Source organism: Flavitalea flava, from assembly GCF_054461575.1.
This window is the reverse complement of sequence record NZ_JBTLQH010000004.1, coordinates 228,006-251,017: the sequence shown is the minus strand read 5'-3', so window position 1 is coordinate 251,017 and position 23,012 is coordinate 228,006. Positions and strand designations below refer to the sequence as shown.

Genomic DNA, 23,012 nt, shown 5'->3' with positions numbered 1-23,012 from the left:
TTTAGAATGATACATTAATGCCAAAAAGGAAGGTCCTTGCTTTGGGATAGCTATTATAATCGATGCCAAAGGAAGAGACACCGTCATCACTTCTGTCTGTGTTGACCTCGGGATCATATCCGTCATAATGGGTTATGACAAGCAAATTTTGTCCCGTCACCGAAACCCGGATGGATTTTGCCCATTTATCAATGCCCAGCCCTCTTGTATTGATATCATACCCCAGGGAGAGGTTATTTAAACGCAGATAGCTGCCACTTTTAAGATACCTGCTACTGACAGAGGCCGCATTATTGATACTTTCCTTCGGCTCGGCAGCAGCCGCAGGCGTAGTGTTTACGCTCTTGGCCAGTCTTGCTTTGTAAAAATTAGTGTTGGCAGTATTGTCGTAGAGCTTATTGCCCGACACCCCGTTGAAATTCGCCTGGAAACTAAATCCTTTGAAACCGAAATTACCGTAAAACCCATATAATAAGTTGGGCAACGCCGTTCCTAATACCTGCCGGTCCTTATCGGAAATTATATTGTCTTTGTCACGATCTTCATACTTGCTCAGACCATCGTCGCCTATCCCCTGGTATTTGAGTAAATAGAACGAACCAATTGGATTGCCATTCACATATCCGTTGATCGTGGCGGAGGTCAGCCCTGATCCCTGTGCAGACCCTGTCGTAATGACGGTATAGGGCGAATGTTTCACTTCATTTTTGATGCTGGTTAAATTGCCCCCCACCGAGAAATTCATATCCTTGCTGATTTTTTTCGCAAAGTTCAATTCCACTTCCAGACCATTATTGTCAATGGTCATATCTTTTATGTTCGACCAGTACTCCTGTGCCGGTTGCACCGGGTCGGCTGGATAACCCTTCAGCAGGATATGACTGGAGCTTTTCCTGAAATAATCGACGGTTCCCGTCAGCGCTCCCTGCAACAAACCAAATTCCAGACCCACATCCGTCTGGTTGGAGACTTCCCATTGAAGGTCCGGGTTGGCAGGCCTTACATAGGTATAGCTTGCCGGATAATTCCCTGAGGGGTAAAGTGGGTAACTGCCCCCTGATGAGACAAACAAAGGCTGTGTTTTCTTCGAGGGGATTTCCTGGTTACCTGTTCTCCCCCATCCTGCCCTCAATTTTAAATTGCTGAACAGATTGGCATTCTTCATAAAATCTTCCTCCGTGATGATCCATCCCAGGGAGAAGGAGGGGAAATAGCCATACTTATTGTTACTACCGAATTTGGTGGATCCATCGGCCCTGAAATTCGCGGTAGCCAGATATTTATTAGCATATTGATAATTCACCCGCCCGAAGAACGATTGCTGTTCGTTGACGGTGGCTGACCCCTTTGCGGTGTTGTTGTTTGTAGCCGCTGGCTGCCCGGTACTCGGATCATAAATAGGTTGAATATTGCCTACCGGATAGTTCACCGTCAGGTAGTCCCTCGTCTGATTAAAGAATTTTTGATAGGAATAACCGCCGAGCACGGAGAGGTTATGCTCCGCCTTGACCATTGAATAGGTCAGGTAATTCTCAATCAGCGTATTCCTGTTGGTGGTATAAAAGGTCTCCAGGATTCCCGGGCGTGAAGGCGTTGCACTGGCAAGGCTCTGGTAATTCCTGGTCCCCGTCGAGTTATCGATACCGAAGTTGAGCTTGTAGACCAGGCCTTTTAGGATCTTAAAGGAGGGTGAAAGATTACCTATGAAGCGGTTGATGGTAGAAATATCCTGGTCCAGGTTAAAATAAATCAGCGGATTGCTGATGTTCAGATAGACAGCAGGTTTGCCAACCGAGTCATATGCAGGATAGGTGGGATTATTGGTCAATGCTTCCCCAATGCCGAACGGAGGACGGACATTTTTCGTACTTGAATAATTCAGGACGGCATCGATGATCAGCCTGTCATCCAGGAATTTCTGGGTAGCATTAAACCTGCCCGTATACCTGTCAAATGAATTCTTTTTGATAACGCCTTCCTGTTTTTGTGCGCTGAATGAAGCGTAGTAGGTCAATTTATCGGCGCCGCCGCTAAGTCCCATATTGTAATTCTGGGTGAGGGCAGTTCTGGTTATCAATTTTTGCCAATCGGTATTACCACCTTTATCGTCGAGTGTGCCGCCGATCTCGGGAACGATCTTCCGGAATTCGGAGGCGCTATAAACGGGCAGCGCCCTGGCCAGCTTTGAAACGCCCAGGCTGGCAGCCAGCGAAAGCACAGAAGACCCGGCCTTCCCTTTTTTTGTCGTAATGATGACCACACCATTAGCCCCGCGGGAGCCATAAATGGCGGTGGCGGAGGCATCCTTTAATACGTCTATGGATACGATGTCTGCTGCATTTATGAAGTTCAGTGGATCACCCCCGCCCGTGGTAGAGTTGTCCAAAGGCAAGCCATCCACCACAAATAGCGGGGTATTGCCCGTTCGTATGCCGCCCGGACCCCTTATGGAAATACCCAGGGATGCCCCGGGCTCTCCGCTGGAAGAAGTGACATTCACCCCGGCTGCCTTGCCCTGGATCAACTGCGCCGGTGACGTAACCACCCCGCGGTTAAAATCATCGGCTTTTAATGATTTTACGGCTCCGGTGACATCTCTTTTCGTTTGTGTGCCATAACCCATGACCACCACATTCGCAAGTTCACCGGATGCCGGTTGCAGAGTTATTTCAATTTGCGTCCTGCCGCTAACCGGAAGTTCCCGGGTGGCAAAACCTACATATGAAATCACCAGCATTGCATTTCCATCGGGGACAGTTATAATATAATTACCATCCTTGTCGGTGGTGACCGACTGCTGACTGCCCTTGACCGAAACGGTAGCCCCCGCCAAGGCCCCGCCGTCAACCTGGGTAACCTTTCCCGTTATCCTTAATATTGACTGAAATGGAGAAAATCCCGTTTTGAATTTTTCCGTGTTTGGAGAACCATAAGCTGAATGTAATGCAAGAAGTGGGATCAAAAGGAGCCATTTGGCTGAAACTGTCGCGGATTTCCGTTCTGACATGTGTTTTGGTTTTTGAGATACAAAATTGGTTAGGTGCGCGAAGATATTTAGTACTGCCGTTAATTTTTGCATTAACAACTAAATAACAAAGGGATAATGATACTAAAATAATTTGATAACACTCCAAAACACCGGGAAATCCTTCGATAGCTTATTTTCCACCCCTCCTAACCATCTCAATAAAAAAATCCCTTCAACACATTGATTATCAACACTAAATACAGGGGCCCCCTCATCGAAAGCCGTGGGGCTTTTTGCATTCACTTATTCGTTACCTTAGTATTCTACAAATTTCTGCGATGTCAACGGTTAAATTCACCTATGCTTTAAGAAGGTTTTTTCCCGGGTTGAAGAATATGCCGGCAAAGGGAAGTACACTGACAGAAATACTCGATGAGATGGAAGCCTGTTATCCGGGAGTCCGGAGCTATTTGCTGGATGAACAGGGCGGATTGCGTCAGCATGTCAACATTTTCATTGATAATACACTAATTAAGGACAGGACTGCATTAAGCGATTCATTGTCTGCAAACTCCGAAATCTATATAATGCAGGCTTTATCCGGAGGATAATTCAAACCCAGCGTTTATGAAACCAACACTTCTTCTAGGCACCCGAAAAGGACTCGTTGCCTACCATTTGAAAAACGGGAAATGGCAAATGGAAAACCTTTCCTTTGAAGGTGTGCCGGTTTCCATCGCTTATGCGGACTCCCGTAATGGTACCTGGTGGGCTTGTCTCGACCACGGGCATTGGGGCGTTAAACTGCACTGCTCAAAAGACAGGGGCAAAACCTGGGAGGAAGTTGCTGCTCCTGCCTATCCGGCAGGGGAAGAAGTTAAAGACGGTGTTCCGGCCACTACCCGCTATATCTGGTCTATGACACACGGTGGTAAAAATTTCCAACCCAGGTTGTGGGTCGGCACGGATCCCGGAGGTTTGTTTGTGAGTGAGAATGGAGGAAACAGTTTTTCATTGGTCGAATCATTGTGGAAACATCCATCCCGGAAAATTGGCTGGGTTGGTGGTGGACGTGACCAGCCGGGCATTCACTCTATCGTAGTAGATCCCCGGGATGAAAATCACATACACATAGGCATTAGTTGTGCGGGGGTGTTTGAGACTGTTGATGGCGGCAAGACCTGGGATGTGCGCAATAAAGGATTAAGAGCTGATTTCCTGCCGGATCCCTATTCAGAGATAGGTCACGATCCGCATATTCTTGTTGCGGCGCCAACTAATCCGGATAGCCTATGGCAACAGAATCACTGTGGCATCTTTCGTTCGACTGACGGCGCAAAAAACTGGCAGGACGTAGGCCAGGAGGATGGCCCTGCCCGATTCGGGTTTGCAATTGCTGTTGCAGACGACAACCCTGAACAGGCATGGGTGGCACCGGCAAACAGTGATATGACACGCACTGCCATTAAAGGCGCCCTTTGTATTTGTCGTACGGATGATGGCGGTAAAAACTGGAAAGATCTCAGGAAAGGATTGCCGCAGGAAAATTGTTTCGATATTGTTTACCGCCACGCACTGGTAAGCTCCGGTGATGGATTGGCATTTGGTACCACTACCGGCAATTTGTTTTTTTCACCGGACAGGGGTGAAAATTGGCAGACGCTGAATAACTATTTGCCCATGCTCTACTCGGTTCAATTTGCGGATTGAAAATTTTTGACACGAATAAATCTTACATTGGCTTTTTACCTATCATAACGATAAACCATATGTGATAATTTGTTATATTCCTGCCATAAACCCGGTAGGATGGCTACAGGTTGTCCAAATTTATCTCCTAAAACAGACGACTTTAAACTTAAAACTATACAATATCAATTAGGTTCGATTCCAAATAAAGATACCGTTTCTTTCATAATATTCTGAAGCAACAATAAGGGTGGCGCCTGCATCCAGGCAGATTGCCAGTCTTTTCTGTTCTGCCAGGGTGTTGCCAGGTTGCCCAAAACAATATCGATACGACCGTCTCCGTTCACATCTGCTGCATCCATAGCGACCCATCTTCCGGCAGGCAGATCCCTGATCGTATGGGGAGAAAAATGAAGCCCTCTGAAATGCAGCGAGTCGGTATTTTCCAGATAGACAAAGGACTCTTCAGGCTGATGGTCATAATCTGCGAAATAGGAAATGCAGGCAATATCCAGGTCTCCGTCCTTGTCGAAATCTTTCACCATGGCCTTATAACAGCCATGGATCGGAAAAAAATATTCCTGTCGGAATGTAAAATCCCCCCGGTTGATAAAAATATAAACCCCATGATAATTTTTAAGGATCGGCGAATAATCAGCATTATCTCCGCAGGTATATACGATGTCCATTTTCCCATCCTTATTCATATCGGCAAATTCAAAATAACTGGATCCATAAACCGGTGGGAAAGTCAATATTGGTTTTTCTTCAAACATGCCCCCTCCTTTATTCAGAAACAAAGAAATACCTTCCCTCGCCTGCCCAAATAAAACCCAGATATCCGGTTTTCCATCCTGATTGACATCTTCGATATAGGCTTTGATCGCTCCGGGTGTGGCTTTTAACATCTTTTTCCTGTATCCGCCCTGCCCGTCATTTTGATACCAGCAAAAATCGCCCTTCAGAAATCCAAACTCACAAACCAGCAGGTCTTTTTTCCCATCGTTGTCCAGGTCAGCTTCTATACTTTCAACCGAACGGTCAAGCTTATCCAAAACCACTGCAGGAACCGGCGAAAGAGCACCTTTATCAGGATGAAGGATCATGACATTACCGGTAAGCTTGCCGGGATTAGGTTTGAATTCCCCGATATTGGTGATATACAGATTTGCTTTCCCCAGTTTCAAATCCGTTCCAATATTGTTGGTCTTGATCTGACCGAGGAATTTGAGTTCCTTATCAAAAAGGTTTATCGCTCTTTTACCGGCATCGGCCTGATAAATCCGGCCCCGATCCTTATCAATGGCAATTGCCGTGGTAAAAGGACCTCCGGGATTATTACCGGGCAGGACGATCTTAAAAAGGTCCGAAGCAGGCGGAATGGAGACAGGCCGGTTTTGAGCAGACAGCGAGTCCGGAGCATGATCTATATAATAAGACTCAATTGCCCGGAAATCCTCCGGAGAAACAGTAAGTGTGGGGGGTAAAAAGGCGGAATCTGTCGCCCGTAAAGAAGGCGGCAAGGCTTCAATACGATCACCCGAATACCGGAGATTCATAAAATTAGCCATGACGGGGAACACGCCGGTTTTCCAGGTTTGTTTATCCAAAAGTTCGGGTGAAGGAAAATTATGACAGGAACCGCAGTACACCCTGGCCAGCAACTCCTCCTTACTTTCGTTCTTATTATCGTTCTTACGTTCCATTTTACTCTCCTTCTTACTTTCCCGTACTTCCTCCGATCCCCTGCCGCAGGCTTGAACAAAAAAGATCAAAAGGATTAGATGGAAGGTAATGATCAAAAAATATTTCATGGAGAGGTCTTTTGAAGATGAAAGATGTTTGTTTGGAAAAAGTACCGGCTTTACTGGCCGATACTTTTTCGTTATAAGCTTTCATCGTTATTTATTGTTCGAGCAGTATTCCAGGCTGTTCTGCAACGCATAAAGTATTGAAATCGCAGGACGACACATTACAACCGGAAGCCCTGCGGTTTTAATAGCCCAAATTCTGCTTCACCACCCCGTTCGTTTCGGTAATCACCTTTACAGGCAGTGGATACAAGGTATCATTGTCGTTGGCAAAAGGAGAACCCATGTTTGCCGCATACTGAATAAAAGTTCCCCAGCGGATCATGTCTTCCCTTCTGTGTCCTTCACACCATAGTTCAAACAAACGTTCATCCATGAGTTTATTTTTGAACTGGGCCTGTGTCAGGCTGCCATCTGCATAAGAGCTAAGACCTGCCCGGCTCCGGACATCGTTGATCAGGGAATAGGCTTCCGTGCTGGGACCGCTTATTTCGTTGATGGCCTCAGCCAGTATTAATTCGACATCCGCATAACGCCAGACGATGATATCCGTTCCGGATTCCGCACCCGTGGAGGTCGGATCCGCGCCATATTTTTTGGGAATGGCGCCGATAAAAGGGGCATAAAAGGAGCCATTGATCGTACCGCCCGTCTTTGCATCGAAAAGGGTGCCATTTTTATCAACCGGGTAAGTTCTTAACAGAACGGAAAGCCGCTTGTCGGTGGGATCGAATTTATCATAAGTCGACCAGGGCATTTTATACCCTCCCCATGCCTGCAGATTCATGCCGGAAGGATCTACGTATCCGGGATTTGGGGGCAAAACATCGGACAACCAGTTGTTGTAGTTCTTACTGGCACTGGCATTACAGGGAATGGCCAGGATAATTTCTGTGTTCCCTCCTTTGTTGGCATAACTAAAATTATCAGCATAATTCGTGATCAGATGCAGGCCAAGACCTTTGATCTGTTCGCCAATGGTTATTGCATCCTGCCAGCGTCTTTCTTTCATATATAACTTCATCAGTCCTGTCAGGCAGGCCGTGCTGCTGAAACGGCCATAATCGCTACCCGAAAAAGAAACGGGCAATACCGAAACCGCAGCCTTATAGTCACTTTCGATATACCCGACCATTGCCTCATGGGAAGGTCTTGGAATAGGGACGGCATTGGGGTCATCAGCCACCTTTGGATCGATACGGATTGGGACAGGGCCGTAAAGATTGAATAATAGCTGTGAATAATGGGCCCGTAAAGCTTGCAGCTCGCCAATGTATTGTTTTTTTAGCCCGGCATCCATATTTATCGCCGAAATTTTATCCATATCGATGGTGATCTGGGAAATAATTGGCATTAACTGGTTATAGATGCCTACAATCACCCCATCATCCGTTGAGAATTGCAGCTGATTCATTCTCTTCCATCCCGGCCATCCCCAGGAGCAAATGGTCTCATCCGTCTCCATACTGGATTGTATGACCCAACCATTGTTCGATCCGCCCCACCCTGCCTCATAGGTATCTTTGTTTCCCAGCATTCCGGTGTACATAGCCGTTACGGCTGCACTCGCATCACTGGCGTTCTGAAAAAAGGTAGAGGAGGAAAAAGAGCTGTAAACAACGGGTTTCAGGCTCTTTTCACAGGAAGAGAACAAGGTTCCCATCAGAGCAAATGGTATCAGCCTTCTGGTATATTTATATTTATTGGTCAGGAATTTCATGATTTTACTTTTTTAGGTTAAAAACTAACATTAAGGCCAATTACCACTGAACGGGTCAGGGGATATGCAACAAAACTCTGCAGTTCCGGGTCCAATCCTTTATAGCTGGTAATGGTGAACAGGTTTTGTACATCGATCGATGCCCTCACCCCGGTAAAAAAATGCTGGATCTGAAGGAGCTTTGCAGGGAAAGTATATCCCAGGGTAATATCCCGGCAACGGATAAAATCGGCTTTTTCATACCAGAAACTGGAACTGCTGGTATAGGCTTCATATCCGGTATTCAAACCGTTTGGCCATTTACCATTGGGGTTTGTGGACGACCAGTCCTGTTTGGTGACCGTTAATGTATTCCATCCGAATTGCCCAAGATTGGATTGCAATTGGAAGGCATAATTGTAGTCGGAATTGTATTTTAGAGCGCCGGTTGAACCATACAGATAGATCGAAAGATCCAGATTACGGTACCGGAAAGTATTATTAAATCCAAAACTGAGTTTGGGAAGGGTACTCCCTATATATTTTTCATCGGCCGAGGACAGTTTTCCATCTGCTTTCCCGGTGAGATTGCCCGTAGCGTCATACCCGTTATAATCATGTACGATAATTCCCCCCTGGATCAAACCAGGCATTTGCGCCGGTGCTGTTGTTTTGCCATTGTAGATACCATCGCTCACATAAGCATAGATGGCTCCTACATTATTTCCATCGCCATCCGTAGTTTGGAACTGCCCCTTAGGGTTCTTATATTTTTCCAGTGTTTTGAGAGCGGAAGGAGAACGATCGACCCAGGAACTGAAAAAATGATAAAGGGTCAAGGCGGTATTCCATTCAAAACCGCCATATTCTTTGCTTACGATATTTTTGGACTGCAGACCTATCTCCCATCCTTTGGATCTTGTCCTTCCTGCATTATCCGCCACCGAAGAAACGGGAAAATCGGATGTTAGCGGAACAAAACTCAGCAAATTAGAGATGGTTTTATTAAAATAATCAAAAGTACCGCTAATACGCCCCTTCAGCACCTGGTAATCCAGGCCTAAATTGATTTCCCGGGCAGTTTCCCAGGTTAGATTGGGGTTACTGATCTGGCTAAGGGCAACACCTGTATTCTGGGTATTATTGAACACATAATTATAACCGGTATTGTAATAGGCAAAAGCATTCCTGCCGATATTACTATTGCCGGTCGAACCATAACTTCCCCTGACCTTCAGGTAATTTACAACAGGCAGGATCCGTTTGAAAAAAGATTCTCCGGAAGCGATCCACCCGGCTGAAAAAGAAGGAAAATAACCATACTTTTTATTTTCTGCAAAAATGGATGAGCCATCTCTTCTGACGGATACGGTAAGGAAATATTTATCGTCCAGGGAATATATGGCCCTGGCGAAGTAGGAAGCCCAGGTCTGTTGACTCGCATAAGAACCTACCTTAGGCCGGGGAGCGGTTCCGGCGCTGATATTATTATACAGGAACTGGTCTGTAAGGAAGTTATTATTGCCTGCATTGAAGCCGTCATAATTTGTGATCTGGTAGGAATAACCTCCGACCGCGTTGATCTTTTGGTTCAAACCGATATCATGCGAATAGGCCAGCGTGTATTCCAGCAACTTATTATTGCTGTTGGCCTCTCCAATGGCAGCAACGCCATTACCATTCGTTCCGAAAAGAAAGGACTTGGGTTCATATACCGAACGTTTTTCTGTTGTCTGATCATAACTGAAATTGGCCTTGGCTTTTAAACTGGTAATGATCTCCCATTCGGCAAAACCATTGGTCATCAGACGGCTGCTCTTGGTCTGATCGGTAACCGTCAGGTAAGACAAGGGGTTGGGTATGGCCGGATAATCAGGGCTCAATGGGTAATTTCCATTCGCATCCTTAAGCGGAAGATTGGCCGGATAATAAAAGGCAGACAGAATGATACCCCCCTGTTCATTGCCCGACGATTGAATCGCCTGGTTAGCGGCGGTGGCATTGGAGGTACTGATATTCACTCCTATCTTGATATTGTTGCTGATGGTCTGATCCAGATTGACGCGTCCGTTGTAGCGGGTATAACCCGAACCCTGGATCACCCCTTTCTGATCGAGATAATTTCCGGAGGCGAAATATCTTGTTTTCCCGTTTCCTCCGGTAAGGGAAAGGTTATGCTGCTGTACAAACCCATTCTGCGAAATGGCCTTTATGGCACTTGGTTGTTCGGGCGTGGTGTCGATCTGCTGCTGGGTATATTTTGGAACAAAAGGAGTAAGCGTACCCGGATCGGTATTGCCGTAAGGCGCTACTCCATTGTTGTTTAACCAGGCTTCGTGTAGGATCCCGTTGCGCTGGATCATATAATCCTTCGTATTTAGCAGATCGAAGAATTTTGCCTGTTTCTGAAATGCCTGACTAAATCCGTATTCCATACGGGCCTTATCTCCCTTTCCGCGTTTGGTGGTAATGAGTACAACCCCTGCTCCAGCCTGTGCTCCATAAATGGAGGCAGCACTGGCATCTTTCAAAATCTCAATTGACTCTATATCGTTCGGGTTGATGAAGTTCAGCGGAGAGCGGTTGATTCCACCGGCCCCGTATTGGGGATTGGTCCCCGGATCACCAGCCGAATTATTGATGGGCACTCCATCGAGGACATAAAGAACGCCGGCAGAAGCAAAGGAGGGATTGTCGCGGATCTGCAGATTTACACTGGCCCCGGGTTGACCAGTGGTTTGGGTGGCCAGCAAACCCGGCGCACGGCCCGCCAGGGCCTGTGCGAAATTGGTATTGGTTTGCATATTCAGGTCCGAAGCTTTTACGGTGGAAACGGCCCCATTCAGTTCCTTTCTTTTTACGGTACCGTAGCCAATAACTACCACATCGTCCAATGACCTTGGCTGTAGTTTTAATACAATAGATAAATTCGTAATTCCGGCGATAGTTACTTCCTGTGTCTCCATTCCGACAAAGGAAAAAATGAGTGTTTTAGCCTTCCCTGCCGCCTGAATGGAAAATGAACCATCGGCAGCAGTCAATGCCGTGATCCTGGTTCCTTTAATCTGGATCGTAACTCCGGATAAAGGTTCTCCTTTTTCATTCACGACCGATCCGTGGATTTCGACCGGCGGCAAGGGCTCAATTTGGCCGGATCCATCCGGATTATGGGATAATTCTTTCCGGAAGATGTAAATAGTCTTGTTTTCGATGGAATAGTCCAGTCCTTGTTTGTCCAGGCATGTTTTTAAGGCGATTTCCAGGGAAGCGTCCTTAAGATCCACGGAAACCGGTGCGGCATTACGCAATAAGCCGGATTCATAAAAGAATACATACCCCGTCTGATTCTTTATGGTCTTAAAAACTTTAATCAGGGACACCTCCTTCCCTGTAAAACTGATTTTTTGCGAATAACTTCTGGCGCTTACCTGCAGGCAAAACGCCAGACAAATCATAGCGGTAAGTTTCATGATCAACAGTGTTTTGGTTAACATCTTTTGCTGGATTCCTGCCGCAACAGGAATGTTACAAAGAGCTTTTAAATACATAACTTTGTTTTTACCCCGCTATAGCTTCGGCTACAACGGATGTTTGGGTTAATAAATAAGCAGTCTGACAACGATTGTGTATTTGGGTTAATCCAGATCATTAGCCGCCTTGTCTGAATCACAGGGCGGTTTTTTTATTGGATTTTCCACTATTTTTGGCCAGGAGGCATGACAATAAGTTTTTTATGATCGAGGAGACAATGCACCCGGTATTTTTCCAAAATTTTCATTACCTGTTGTAAAGACAGATCCATCTGGATCTCCCCTTCGAACTCCAATACAGGCGGGCTGATTCCGTAAACAATTTCCACATCATACCATCTGGCCAATTGACGCATCAATACCTGAAGGCTGACATGACTAAAAAGGAAATGGCCGTTCTTCCAGGCAATTGTTTCGTCCGTATTGATATCACTGACGACAATAGTCTTACCTTCTTTATTGGATTGGGCCTGCTCACCAGGTCTTAAAGGGATGACGGTCTGGCGGCGGATTATATTCACTGCTCCTTCCAGCAATGTGGTTTTTACGGAGGTTTCATCGGTATAGGCGTTGATATTAAAATGTGTGCCTAAAACCTGCACACTCAACGGTGAAGCGACAGAATCGCGTTCCGGTAAGGTTGAGGCTAATGAGGACACAACACGTACACGGAAAGGAACCGAAGGATTTTTTTCGATCTCAAAATAGGCCTCCCCGGAAATCTCTACCAGCCGTTCATTTCCGGTAAAAGCTGTAGGATAACGAATGGCGGATGCTGCGTTCAGCCAAACCTGGCTGCCATCCGGCAGGATAAGCCGGTATTGACCCCCACGTGGCGTGGACAGGGTATTATAGCCGGTAGTGGCAGGTTCCGTTCTCAATTGGTCATAAATCAGCTGCCCGTCATTCAATTTCCTGATCCTGGTATTGCCTTGTTGCGTAAGCGTGCCATTTTGTGCATCGTCCAGGTTGATGACAGATCCGTTGGACAAGGTGAGAAGAGCTTTGGAGCTTCCGGGAGGAATGTCTTTTACAGGAGAATGTTGGGAAATGTACGGTTGAATCGTGCTTCGCCGGGGATGATAGAAAAAAAGTAAATACATCCCTGAAGCGACGAATACCAGCAGACTGGCTGCTACAAGCCATGCCTGGCGCCTCCATTTCCCCGTTTTGAGTTCATGAACCTTCCCAACTGAGACCACCTCCTCTTGAAGTATGGTTGCCCGGATGAGCGCAAACTGTTTTTTAAGCCTTTCCTCCAACAAAGGATCCATACTTCCGGAAAGTTCAACATCCCCGGGAATATGCTCCAGGTATCTCCGGAGCATAGCCTCTTTTAGGGGATGATCCTGATTCCCTTCCAGGAAGGCCCATACCTGTCTTATTTCTTCCGGAGTACATCGGTTATCCAGGTAACGCAGGAATAATTGTTCTATCCGTTCGGACATTTGCAATAGATTGGTTAAGGCTAAGACGGACGGGGAGAAAAAAACCTCTGCCGGGGAGGAAAATATTTTTTTAGCTGATTACATTTATTCAAACCATTACAGGCTGGCGATGGATAGGCAGACAACCAGGCTTAGTGCCAGTTCTTCGTTCTTTTCGAAGAATTCACGGAGGGATTTGGTAGCCTTCACCATATGATCGCTGATGGTGGAAGGAGAGATTTGCAATTCACGGCTTACTTCTTCATAACTCCTGCCCTCGAGTTTGCAAAGGCAGAATATTTCCCGGCGCCTTGGCGGCAAACTATCCAGGGCAAGTGATAAAATGCCGGCGGCTTCTTTTTTGAATACCGCCTCTTCGACATGCGTGTATTTCTCAGTGGCGATGCGAATGATATGATTGTGGAGATCCCGGTCAAGTTTTACTTTCCTGAAAAAATCATGTACCCTGTTTTCCATGATCCGGAAAAGGTAAGAACGGAAAGAGCTGTGGATTTCGATGATCTCCCGTTTCTCCCAGAGTTTCACGAAGATATCCTGCATTAACTCCCCTGCCAGATCTTCAGATTTTACAAGTCTGAGGAGATTCAGATAGATCCGTGCGCTATAGATCCGGTATAATTGTTCAAAAGCGTTGCTATCGCCGGTTCTTAACAGCAAAAGTAATTCCCTTTCATCATGTGATAGTAATGCAGGCACAGCAAATTATTTAAGCAGTTCGTTCAGGCAACTGGTCAGGATCTCATAGCAAGGTTTCATCTATGAACTAAATGTATCACAAAAATTCAATTTCTGCCGACACAAACGTTTGTGTAAAATTCTCCCTTATTCTCCATGACGCCTATCCTGTTTCCTGCCAGGCAGCAAGAACCTGCCGGGTTAAAGGAAAAAATTGCCATAATCAGGATTAAATATTAAATTTATAAGAAGAAAGCTCCTTAAGGGGCCCACTGGTCCGGCTTTGGTAATTTAGGCAGCATCAAAAAACCAGATACCTATGCCAGAGAAAATAGCAGTTCCATCGCCTCAACAGACTACTCCTGCCGCTTCCGTTGCTAATGCCACATCCCTTTCCGACCAATTATACCAATCGCAAAATGAAATACCTTCTCCCCTGCTGTATTTCCCCATTCAACGAAAATTGTCGGTAGGCGCTGCAGACGACCCAATGGAACGGGAGGCGGATGCCCTTGCCGATAAAGTCATCCAACAACCCTTCACCACGATGGTTCAACGGAAATGCAGCGATTGTGAGGAAAAGGAAAAAGGTACGAACCTTCAGTCCTCCTCTCTTGTTCAGCGTTCAGAAATACCCGGGAATTCATTGGGTACGGAAGGGGATTCGGTTTCTGCCCCGTTTGCCAACCGGGTCAACTCTCTAAATGGCAACGGAGACACACTTCCACCGGCTACCAGGTCCTTTATGGAAAACGGGTTCGGGGCGGATTTTTCAACCGTAAAGATCCATACCGGCCAGGAAGCCGCACAATTATCCGACTCCATCAATGCCCAGGCATTCACCATCGGCAATGATATCTATTTCAATAAAGATAAATTCTCGCCGGCCTCGGTATCCGGCCGTCATTTATTAGCACATGAGCTGACCCATACCTTGCAGCAATCGCAGCAATCTTTTATTAGCCATAAAGCAGGTGATGGTGAGATCCGGAGACAACCTCGACTCATTCCGCAGCCCCCCACACAACAACAACTCAACGCGCTTTGTTATACGCCGGGATCTGCGGTCAGCCCAACGGCTGCGCAACCGGAATTGCATCCAACTTATGAAAGATGGCTGAGCTCTTTTACCGGTCTGTCAACCTTCTCCACCAATGATACTGTGCCCGGCCAGCGGGCAAGGAACTCTTTTTCCGCACTGGGTACCCGCGCTACACGCTATGGTGCTTCTTCAACACCAGATCCGGTTACCGACCCTGTGGCAACACAGCACCCACCATCCTCCGGGGAAGAATTCATCGACCATCCTACCAATGCCTGGGTTCAGAATTGCCTTCCGGCCAATTTGCGGGTCACGGCTTACCAGTTGCCCGCCGATTGCGCAGACATAGCCGTGATCCTGCGGCATGTTTGGCTATCCGCCCATCACCGAACGGAATCTTATAATGGCTGGACGGTGGGCGATAACGCAGGAGCGGCTAACCCTTCCCGGGCGCTTGGGTTGATACAAGGTGTCTTCAGCGGCAATGTTTCAGCCATGGTACAACCCTACAGCGATGATCATGGTCACCGGCTACATGATTTTAATACGATCAGCCCGATGCTGCATCCGGGGGATATATTGGTATGGGAGCATCGCAAAAGGTTAGGTACGACCCCTCATTTCTCTTTCAGACGTACCGGAGGACATACCCAGACCATCAATAACATTATACGGGTTAATGGGCAGATTACTGCCATAACTGTTTTACAGGGAAATCAGCCGATTTTTTCGGATGCGGCCAGGGCTATCCTGCAGTCTCAGCATGCTTCCAGCACCGATCCTGATAGCGGGCCAGGTCACCGGCTAAGGGACTTGCCTGGAAGACGCATCGAATCCGACACCGCCATCAGCATTTCAAATTTTCCCGATCCGGTTACGGGTCAGGACGTTTGGGGCAGGCCCGACGGTGGGGATGATTATTCCGTATTGGTCAGCGCAGGTCCGCCGGCGGCGGCTCCCAGGCCTTCCGCAACTGCCCGTGGAGGAGTCCGCAGCATTACCGACTGGACCAGGGGCATTTCCTCCGCTACCCGCAGCAGCCTTACCGGTGTATTGGAATCGCTTCTGCAGGAAGCCAGGAGCGCGGCGGAAGGGGGACATGCTCCTGCAGATGGAGATATGACCAGTCTTGGCCAGGCCTTTGGAGGAAGATTGAGAACACTCGATCCGGGCGATCCCGATCGCCTGATGCACGATACAGGTAATGCACTGGAGATCCTTCATACGTTGCGCAATGATTCCAATAATGTGGCAGCCGTCACTTCGCCATTCAATAGTTTTGAAACAGCCTTTAACCTCGCTGTGGTTCCCTCCGGAACCACCCCGGAAGAACAAAGGGCTTTCACCGGGTATAGTTCGGTCAGTCAGTTCTTTGCTCCCTTCGCCTCCCTGGTCACCGCATTGGTGAGGGGGCTTGCCGCCACAGGGAATATAAGGAACGCACAGGCAACGGTAACCCGTTCAGGCCTTGCTCTTTGGCAGGCAGCAACCGCCCGTGCACAGGCCGCAACAGGAGCGGACACAGATGATAGGCCTTTGTATTGGACCCGTATACAAATGATCACAGCCATCCGCCAGTTCTCCGGACATTTCCGGGTAACGGCCGTACAAAGGGACCAATTGATAAGCACCCTGGAAAGCAGTTCACGCGGGCAAACCACCATCGATTTTTCCGCTGCTGCGGCAGGGCAGAAAAAAGTATTGATCAGCGGTTTTGATCCATTCGGATTAAATGGAGGCGCTCCTTCCGGAGGGCAAACAAATATGACCATCCAGGATTCCAACCCATCCGGAGCTGCCGTTCTGGCTCTGGACGGGCAACAGGTTAACGGCACCGGCAATCTTTCTGCTTATATTCAGGGAGTTATTTTCCCGGTACGTTTTCATGATTTCGATCAGGGCACCATCGAAAATCTTTTTACCCCTTTCCTGAATGGTACCCAGCCCGTTTCCATGATCATGACCATCAGTCAGGGGGGCGGAACTTTTGATATTGAAAATAAGGCGGGCAGAAGAAGATCAGCGGATCCTTTTGAGGATAATGCCGGTATACAGGGCGGCGGTACTTCCTCCCGTCCCATCGAACCGCCCGGAATAGCGCCGGGCGCCGAATTCCTGGGCACCCAATTACCGCACCAGGTAATGAGCCAGGTTCCCAATACCCGCCTCCATACGACCGGCGCTTCGCAACTTCCAAACGGACAGTCAGTAACAGGTACAGGAGGCGGCTTTCTCTCCAATGAAATATTTTACCGGGTACGGTTGTTACAAACCAATATCGGAGGGACTATGAAGAGTTTGCCGGTTGGTCATCTCCATGTGCCTTCGGAGGACGTTATGAGCCGGGATGTCATTGTTGCCCGGGTTAAAAGTATTATTGCAGCAGCCTTGCCCGCGATTTAGCACCAGGATATAATTCGGGATGCAAAAACCTCGTAACCCGGATGCAATAAGATGCAATCCGGAATGTGTTTCAGGAAAACCTGCTTTTTCGGGATCAGGGTAATATGTCAAACTCGTTCAACAACTCCATTTCTCCGTCGAAAACTATGATCGTCTTCCGGGTTCTGGTTCCTTCCATGTCGATCCTGTATTGAATTTTTTCTGAAGCCATAATTTCTTCCACGGTAAGTATCCTGTCATCATAATAATGAGATTTAACCATAGCCCGGATATCAGCAGGCAATTTTCTTTCGTCGTAATATTTCACGGTCAGCAACAAATTCCCTTTTTTATTATAAAAGGCACGCCAGACTATGCTGTCTACCATAAACCGTTTCATGGCACCGTCCCCGGAATCAGACCATTGTTGCCCGGAAGCCTCCGGAATTACAGGATGCGGGGGGAGAACTTTAGCGTTGACCACTTTATCTATTTGCCGGTTAAAGGAAAGACCTTCCCCTGCCTGGGCGGATACCTGCGTGTAAGCCATTCCTGCTATCGAGGTTATCATTACGGAAAACAAAATCTTGTTCATATGTTTAATTTTTAATTGACGATAAGGAGAGGCTCCTGGAAAAGAGCCTCTGTTTTGCTTTATGACCATCCTGAAGATGGATCAGGATTTAAAATTAAACAGGGATTGTAGAAATAGATTTCATATTCGGCAGGCAGCACGGGCTGAACGATAATCAAACCTTTTCCGGACTTTTTATGCATCTGCCGTCGACAAGTGGCATTCGTCGAAAAAGGAGGTTTTCTATGTTTCTATAATTATCTTTAAGGGATAAACAGATAATGGAAAACAGTCTTATTTATGCCGGATCTACTTTTTGGTTGAATCAGCCAAACCACAGATTGACGAAGCATATCCTCTTCTGGCTGGCCTTTTCCGTCTATTTCACCGTTCAAAGTTATTATCCCTCCGGAATATCGGGAATGGTTGACGCGCATTTTATTAAATCCGCCTTTCTTAGCACCATTTTATATGTCCCTTTCTGCATTATATCAGCTTATGCATTCCTGTATTATCTAAGCCCCCGTTTTCTTCAAACAAACAAATTCCCTGGGTTCATTTTTCATTTCCTGATACTGTTCATGATTGGGTTGGGTATAAATTATTTCATGAGTATCTTTTTTTTCAGATATAGTACACATAGCCCAACTGGGCCTATCCGGATATTTCTTTTGGGTCTGCACAATGCCGTGATTGCCGTTCTCCTTAGCGTTTTTCTGGTTGGCATTCAGCTTGCCAAAATCGGGTATCGGCAACAAAAGGCAAATCTTGAATTGGCCAGGCAGAAAACAAAGGCCGAGATGCAATTATTAAAAACCCGCATCGATCCGCAGTTCCTTTTCCGTTCCCTGGATATTCTTCAGGCAAAAATCAAAAAGGAGGAGCAGGATTCCCCCGACGGCATACTGGAATTATCGGATATACTGAGTTATACGCTGTATGAATGCGGGGAGGAGTTGGTATCCCTGGAAAAAGAAATGGCCGCATTACATGCATTTCTTTCATTAGAAAAAACAGGATTTGGCAAACAAACCATCATCAACACCCGGATAACGGGTAATATGGAAAAAAAATACATCATTCCCTTAACGCTTCTTTTTTTACTACAACATTTTTTTCATTACGTACACGCCTCGATAAAAGAGTTTGACTGGATCAATATAGGAATCGGGGTCGACCAGGAAAAAAAACTGCAATTCACCGTGCTGTTGGAAGGCGGGCATCCCTACCCATCTTTAACTGGTTCCGGGGATTGGGAGGAGAAGATCCGGTTAATCCGCAACAGGCTGGATGTAACGTACCGGGAAGCTTATCTGCTGGAATGGGAGAAAAACAAGAATTCACTGAACCTGAAGCTGGAGGTCTGTTTATGAATAAAAATGTATTTTTATTTTCAAAAATGAAACCGGTTCGTATTGCCAGGCACGCCGCTTTCTGGGCAGCAAGATTTTTTTACCTGATTTACCTGGGAAACATGCGCAGTCACCTGTTCAATGAATCCTTCTGGAATAACAGGATGAATTCATTATTGGTATCTCTGATTGAATTAGGGGTAGAAATGACCCTTACCTATCTGATCGTTTATTGGTTGATCCCTTTCCGTCTCCATCAAAAAAAATACTTCTCCTTTACCTGGATAACGGCAGTTCTTATAAGCATTTGTTTTACCATTATTTTCTACCAGCAGGTCTGGACAATGGGCCCCGGAGCTCCCCGAAATCCTGTTTTAATAGCCTGGGTAAGTATATTGTTCTTTACCGGTTTTACGCTTTCTCCCTGTATTTTAATAATAGTCATCCGGATCCTTAAAGCCCACTATGAAAAATTGAAAGTTTATGAAATGCTGAACAGGGAAAAGGCGAATGCCGAATCTCAATTTTTAAAAGCGCAGGTTCATCCTCATTTTTTATTCAATACCCTGAATAATATCTATTCATTTTCCCTGAATAAGTCCTCAAAGGCCGGGGAATTGCTGGCACAGCTTTCGGATTTGATGCATTATATGATTTACGATTGCGAGGATAACTTAATGTCCCTGAAAAGGGAACTAAAAATGTTAAGCGATTATATTGGACTGGAAAAGGTCCGGTATGGTGACCGGATAGATATTCAGATGGAGACAGAAGGTGATTGCGACAACAGGAAGATCGTCCCCTTATTAATGATCTCCCTTGTAGAAAACAGTTTCAAACATGGCGCCAGCCAGGTTCTGGGCCAACCGTGGATAAAGATCCGGATCGTTGCGGAAAATAACCGGCTGGATTTCAGGATAAGCAATAACAAGCCATTTACGGGGAACACCGCAAATGGGAAAAACGGGATCGGCCTTAGAAACATCAGGAAAAGATTGGAATTATTATATCCGGGATGCCATGACCTGAAGATCGATCCGGGTCCGGATGCTTTTTATGTGCATTTACAAATACCATTGGAAAATTAAAAAAACGAATACCATGTCTTCGGAAAAAAAAATAATCTGCCTGGCCGTCGATGATGAACCCCCGGCACTGGAAGTATTGAAAAATTATATTGCAGCCTTGTCATCCCTGGAGCTGGCAGGCACCTGTAAAAATGCCGTGGAAGCCTTGAACATGCTTCAGGAAAAAAGTATCGATCTGCTTTTCCTGGATATCCAAATGCCCCAATTATTAGGTACCGACCTCATCCGAACCCTTATAAAACCTCCAAAAGTGATTTTCACCACCGCCTATCGTAAATTCGCCATTGAGGGGTTTGAATTGGATGCCGTGGATTATTTATTAAAACCCATATCCTTCGAACGCTTTTTAAAAGCGGTCAATAAGGTAATGGAAATCTCTTTGAAAAAAGAACCTGTTACTGCTCCCAACCAGCCCAAAGCCGATCCGTTCATCCATTTCCGGGCAGACCGGAAAATATTGAAAATCGCCCTGGACGATATCCTGTACATCGAAAGCCTGAAAGATTATATAAAAGTAGTCACCCGGTTCAGGACGATCATTACCAAACAACCGATCTCCTCCCTGGAAGAAAAACTTCCTAAAGAGGCATTCCTCCGTATCCATCGGTCTTATATCGTAGCCCTTAATAAGATCGGATCTTTTACCAGCGAAATGATCGGGATCGCAGACCAGGAACTGCCGATCAGCAGAATGTACCGGCTGGACGTAGAAAGGATCTTAAAACAGTCCTGACCCTATCTGGAGAAAGTTCCCGCAATTGCCTCAAATGACCGGTGGGCCGTGTGAGAAGAAATACACTGCCAAAGCTCTCTGTCCGGTTCGGCCGAAATCCTCCCCCGCTCTTTCAGGCCGGCCAATTGGCAGGCTTCCTTTATATAGGTATTGAATTTCTGGTTGGAAGGGGCCTTGGGTAATTTGTTGGAAGAAGTCTGATACCTTTTGAAAATTTCCGGAACCAAAGGATGACAAAATACGATTTGCTGGGCCCGGTTTCTCTTTGAATTCATTTTTATAAATGGAAACCCGTCGATCCGTATGATATTTTCCGGTTGAAGGTCCGGACAATCCGTATAAGAGAGACCGGTCAGACAGGCAAGAACAAAAAGATCCCTGACCTTTTCCAGACGTTTTACGGAGGACAGATCTGCCGAACAAAGGGCAATGATCTCTTGTTCATCCAACTTTACAGCAGGGGGCTCTTCGCCCTGGTAACTGAATTTCTTATGCCGCCATTGAATATTGGTGGTATATTCCAGGGTAACTGCCTCATTCATAACCGTACGCAGAACACCAATATCCTTTGCAATCGAATTTGGCCTGAGCTTTAATTCATCTTTAAGAAAAGTGGTGTATTTGGAAAAAAAATCCAGGTTTATATTTTCAAAATGTACATGATACCGGGTATTAAGATCGAATTTTTGGAGATGGCCCCGGGTGGTTGTATAATTTTTTAAAGTATTGGGGCTTTTATCTTTCCCATTGCTTTTAATTTCACCTGAAATAAAACGGTCGAATAAATGATAGAAGGTGGAACCATCCTGTTTACCCTGTTTCTGTTTAAGAAAAGTATCCAGGCGGAATTTAAGTACCTGCACCGGAGGAATGCCTTTCAACAATTCTTCCTGATAAGTTCGTAAACAAATCTTTTCCAATTCATCTAACTGATCGTTTATAGCAAATTGACCGTTAAGGATTGTTTGCCGGCTGCTTTTTACTCTGTTTTTTTCTTTGGACCAGTCCGCAGGATTTATTTTTTGCCCAAAAGAATAGACCAGTTTCCTGTCCTTGTATTTAAACTGCAGGTATATGAGTGATCTGGATGATTGGCTATCCGGTTTCTTTAAATAAAAATGTACAATGGGCATTCAAAAAATGATTTTTGCCCAAATATAAGAGATTACATTAGAATTTCCTGTACAGTTGGCCTTTTACATTATAGAACGAGGATTAATGTTTTGGAAATCCTCCATTTTTAAAGCTAAAACTTAGGGTATACAGGCAATCCGGAGATTAGGCAAAAAGGTTCGATTCCTACTCTAACTCCTTGATCCTATGAGCCAAGCTACTCCCACAGCCAGGCATTACACTGTTTTTTTATAGAATAGAAATAGGCCGGAGATAAACTGTCCATAACGGAAAGGCGCACCTAATAAACCAATAGGGTCATTATCTTACCCGCTTAATTTAACGGTGCATTATGCCATACTGACGGATCCGGGTGAAGATTAAGATAAGGAGGAGACCAGGGCAGATAACGGGTCGAGTAAAACTGTTCGATCCCCGAACCTATCGCCCTTGTCATGTTAGCATTTGAATTGTCCTCCATGGACTCGTTTTCTATATTGGCCCATATATTCTTATTATTATAAACGAGAGCCATGGGCGGCGCCTCTCCATCGGAAAAATATACCATGAAAACGGCAATGGAATTGATCAGCATTGGCCTGACTTTTATAATATGCCACCTGCGGTCAAAAAAACATTCGAATTCGAATTTATCTACCATTGTCACTAATTCCATCATGGAGGATGCATACGGCATATTCTCTAATTCGTTGGGTCTAGGTCTAGAACCAGCCATAGTAATGTAATTAAGTGTGCGAATTCTTGTTAAACCAAATGGTCGGCATGCTTTGCGTGTGTGGGTCAGGCAACCTCAAAGCCACCAGGATACTGGTTGGACAGGTGTAATAAGAGAAAGGTTTAGAAGCGGTTCTTATTCCGATCCCGAATCGGAACAAAACCTGGGATCA

At 46.1% G+C, this 23,012-nt stretch carries 15 protein-coding genes; 6 read left to right on the top strand and 9 right to left on the bottom strand.

Going from position 1 to position 23,012, the window contains the following annotated elements; all coding sequences use genetic code 11:
- Position 1 precedes the first annotated feature (1 nt).
- On the bottom strand, positions 2-3,007 hold the full coding sequence (locus ACX0G9_RS06795) for a SusC/RagA family TonB-linked outer membrane protein (RefSeq protein WP_459064117.1): 3,006 nt from the start codon (positions 3,005-3,007) through the stop codon (positions 2-4).
- A 299-nt stretch (positions 3,008-3,306) separates the two neighbouring features.
- Between ACX0G9_RS06795 and ACX0G9_RS06790 the strand changes: the two genes are divergently transcribed.
- Both ACX0G9_RS06790 and ACX0G9_RS06785 read left to right on the top strand, forming a co-directional pair.
- On the top strand, positions 3,307-3,579 hold the full coding sequence (locus ACX0G9_RS06790) for a MoaD/ThiS family protein (RefSeq protein ID WP_459064116.1): 273 nt from the start codon (positions 3,307-3,309) through the stop codon (positions 3,577-3,579).
- A 16-nt stretch (positions 3,580-3,595) separates the two neighbouring features.
- Positions 3,596-4,678 (top strand): WD40/YVTN/BNR-like repeat-containing protein, encoded by a 1,083-nt coding sequence (locus ACX0G9_RS06785; protein ID WP_459064115.1) that lies wholly within the window; start codon positions 3,596-3,598, stop codon positions 4,676-4,678.
- Positions 4,679-4,842: 164 nt separating this feature from the next.
- Here ACX0G9_RS06785 and ACX0G9_RS06780 read toward each other — a convergent pair whose 3' ends face one another.
- The 5 genes from ACX0G9_RS06780 to ACX0G9_RS06760 form a co-directional block, all read right to left on the bottom strand.
- Positions 4,843-6,471 (bottom strand): FG-GAP repeat domain-containing protein, encoded by a 1,629-nt coding sequence (locus ACX0G9_RS06780; protein WP_459064114.1) that lies wholly within the window; start codon positions 6,469-6,471, stop codon positions 4,843-4,845.
- A 181-nt stretch (positions 6,472-6,652) separates the two neighbouring features.
- The gene (locus ACX0G9_RS06775) at positions 6,653-8,188 is read right to left on the bottom strand and encodes a RagB/SusD family nutrient uptake outer membrane protein (RefSeq protein WP_459064113.1); all 1,536 of its coding nucleotides are present in this window, start codon (positions 8,186-8,188) and stop codon (positions 6,653-6,655) included.
- Positions 8,189-8,205: 17 nt separating this feature from the next.
- Positions 8,206-11,715 (bottom strand): TonB-dependent receptor, encoded by a 3,510-nt coding sequence (locus ACX0G9_RS06770; protein WP_459064112.1) that lies wholly within the window; start codon positions 11,713-11,715, stop codon positions 8,206-8,208.
- Positions 11,716-11,864: 149 nt separating this feature from the next.
- The gene (locus ACX0G9_RS06765) at positions 11,865-13,145 is read right to left on the bottom strand and encodes a FecR family protein (RefSeq protein WP_459064111.1); all 1,281 of its coding nucleotides are present in this window, start codon (positions 13,143-13,145) and stop codon (positions 11,865-11,867) included.
- Between the two features lie 96 nt (positions 13,146-13,241).
- Complete coding sequence (locus ACX0G9_RS06760; protein WP_459064110.1) at positions 13,242-13,841, bottom strand: RNA polymerase sigma-70 factor; 600 nt, start codon at positions 13,839-13,841, stop codon at positions 13,242-13,244.
- A 298-nt stretch (positions 13,842-14,139) separates the two neighbouring features.
- Between ACX0G9_RS06760 and ACX0G9_RS06755 the strand changes: the two genes are divergently transcribed.
- The gene (locus tag ACX0G9_RS06755) at positions 14,140-17,265 is read left to right on the top strand and encodes an eCIS core domain-containing protein (protein WP_459064109.1); all 3,126 of its coding nucleotides are present in this window, start codon (positions 14,140-14,142) and stop codon (positions 17,263-17,265) included.
- A 94-nt stretch (positions 17,266-17,359) separates the two neighbouring features.
- On the opposite strand, the gene ACX0G9_RS06750 is transcribed toward ACX0G9_RS06755, so the two are convergent.
- Complete coding sequence (locus ACX0G9_RS06750) at positions 17,360-17,839, bottom strand: hypothetical protein (RefSeq protein WP_459064108.1); 480 nt, start codon at positions 17,837-17,839, stop codon at positions 17,360-17,362.
- Positions 17,840-18,426: 587 nt separating this feature from the next.
- On the opposite strand from ACX0G9_RS06750, the gene ACX0G9_RS06745 reads away from it, so the two are divergent.
- Genes ACX0G9_RS06745 through ACX0G9_RS06735 form a run of 3 tightly spaced genes read left to right on the top strand, consistent with a single transcriptional unit; the run spans position 18,427 to position 20,991 of the window.
- A complete protein-coding gene (locus ACX0G9_RS06745) occupies positions 18,427-19,191 on the top strand; it encodes a histidine kinase (RefSeq protein WP_459064107.1) in 765 nt (254 codons plus the stop codon).
- A 26-nt stretch (positions 19,192-19,217) separates the two neighbouring features.
- Positions 19,218-20,258, top strand: a complete 1,041-nt coding sequence (locus tag ACX0G9_RS06740; RefSeq protein WP_459064106.1) for a sensor histidine kinase — start codon at positions 19,218-19,220, stop codon at positions 20,256-20,258.
- Between the two features lie 13 nt (positions 20,259-20,271).
- Positions 20,272-20,991, top strand: a complete 720-nt coding sequence (locus tag ACX0G9_RS06735) for a LytR/AlgR family response regulator transcription factor (protein WP_459064105.1) — start codon at positions 20,272-20,274, stop codon at positions 20,989-20,991.
- A 2-nt stretch (positions 20,992-20,993) separates the two neighbouring features.
- On the opposite strand, the gene ACX0G9_RS06730 is transcribed toward ACX0G9_RS06735, so the two are convergent.
- Both ACX0G9_RS06730 and ACX0G9_RS06725 read right to left on the bottom strand, forming a co-directional pair.
- Positions 20,994-22,124, bottom strand: coding sequence for a phage integrase SAM-like domain-containing protein (locus tag ACX0G9_RS06730; RefSeq protein ID WP_459064104.1), 1,131 nt, complete (start codon positions 22,122-22,124; stop codon positions 20,994-20,996).
- Positions 22,125-22,438: 314 nt separating this feature from the next.
- Entirely contained in the window at positions 22,439-22,801 is a 363-nt protein-coding gene (locus tag ACX0G9_RS06725) for a hypothetical protein (RefSeq protein ID WP_459064103.1), read from the bottom strand.
- Positions 22,802-23,012 lie beyond the last annotated feature (211 nt).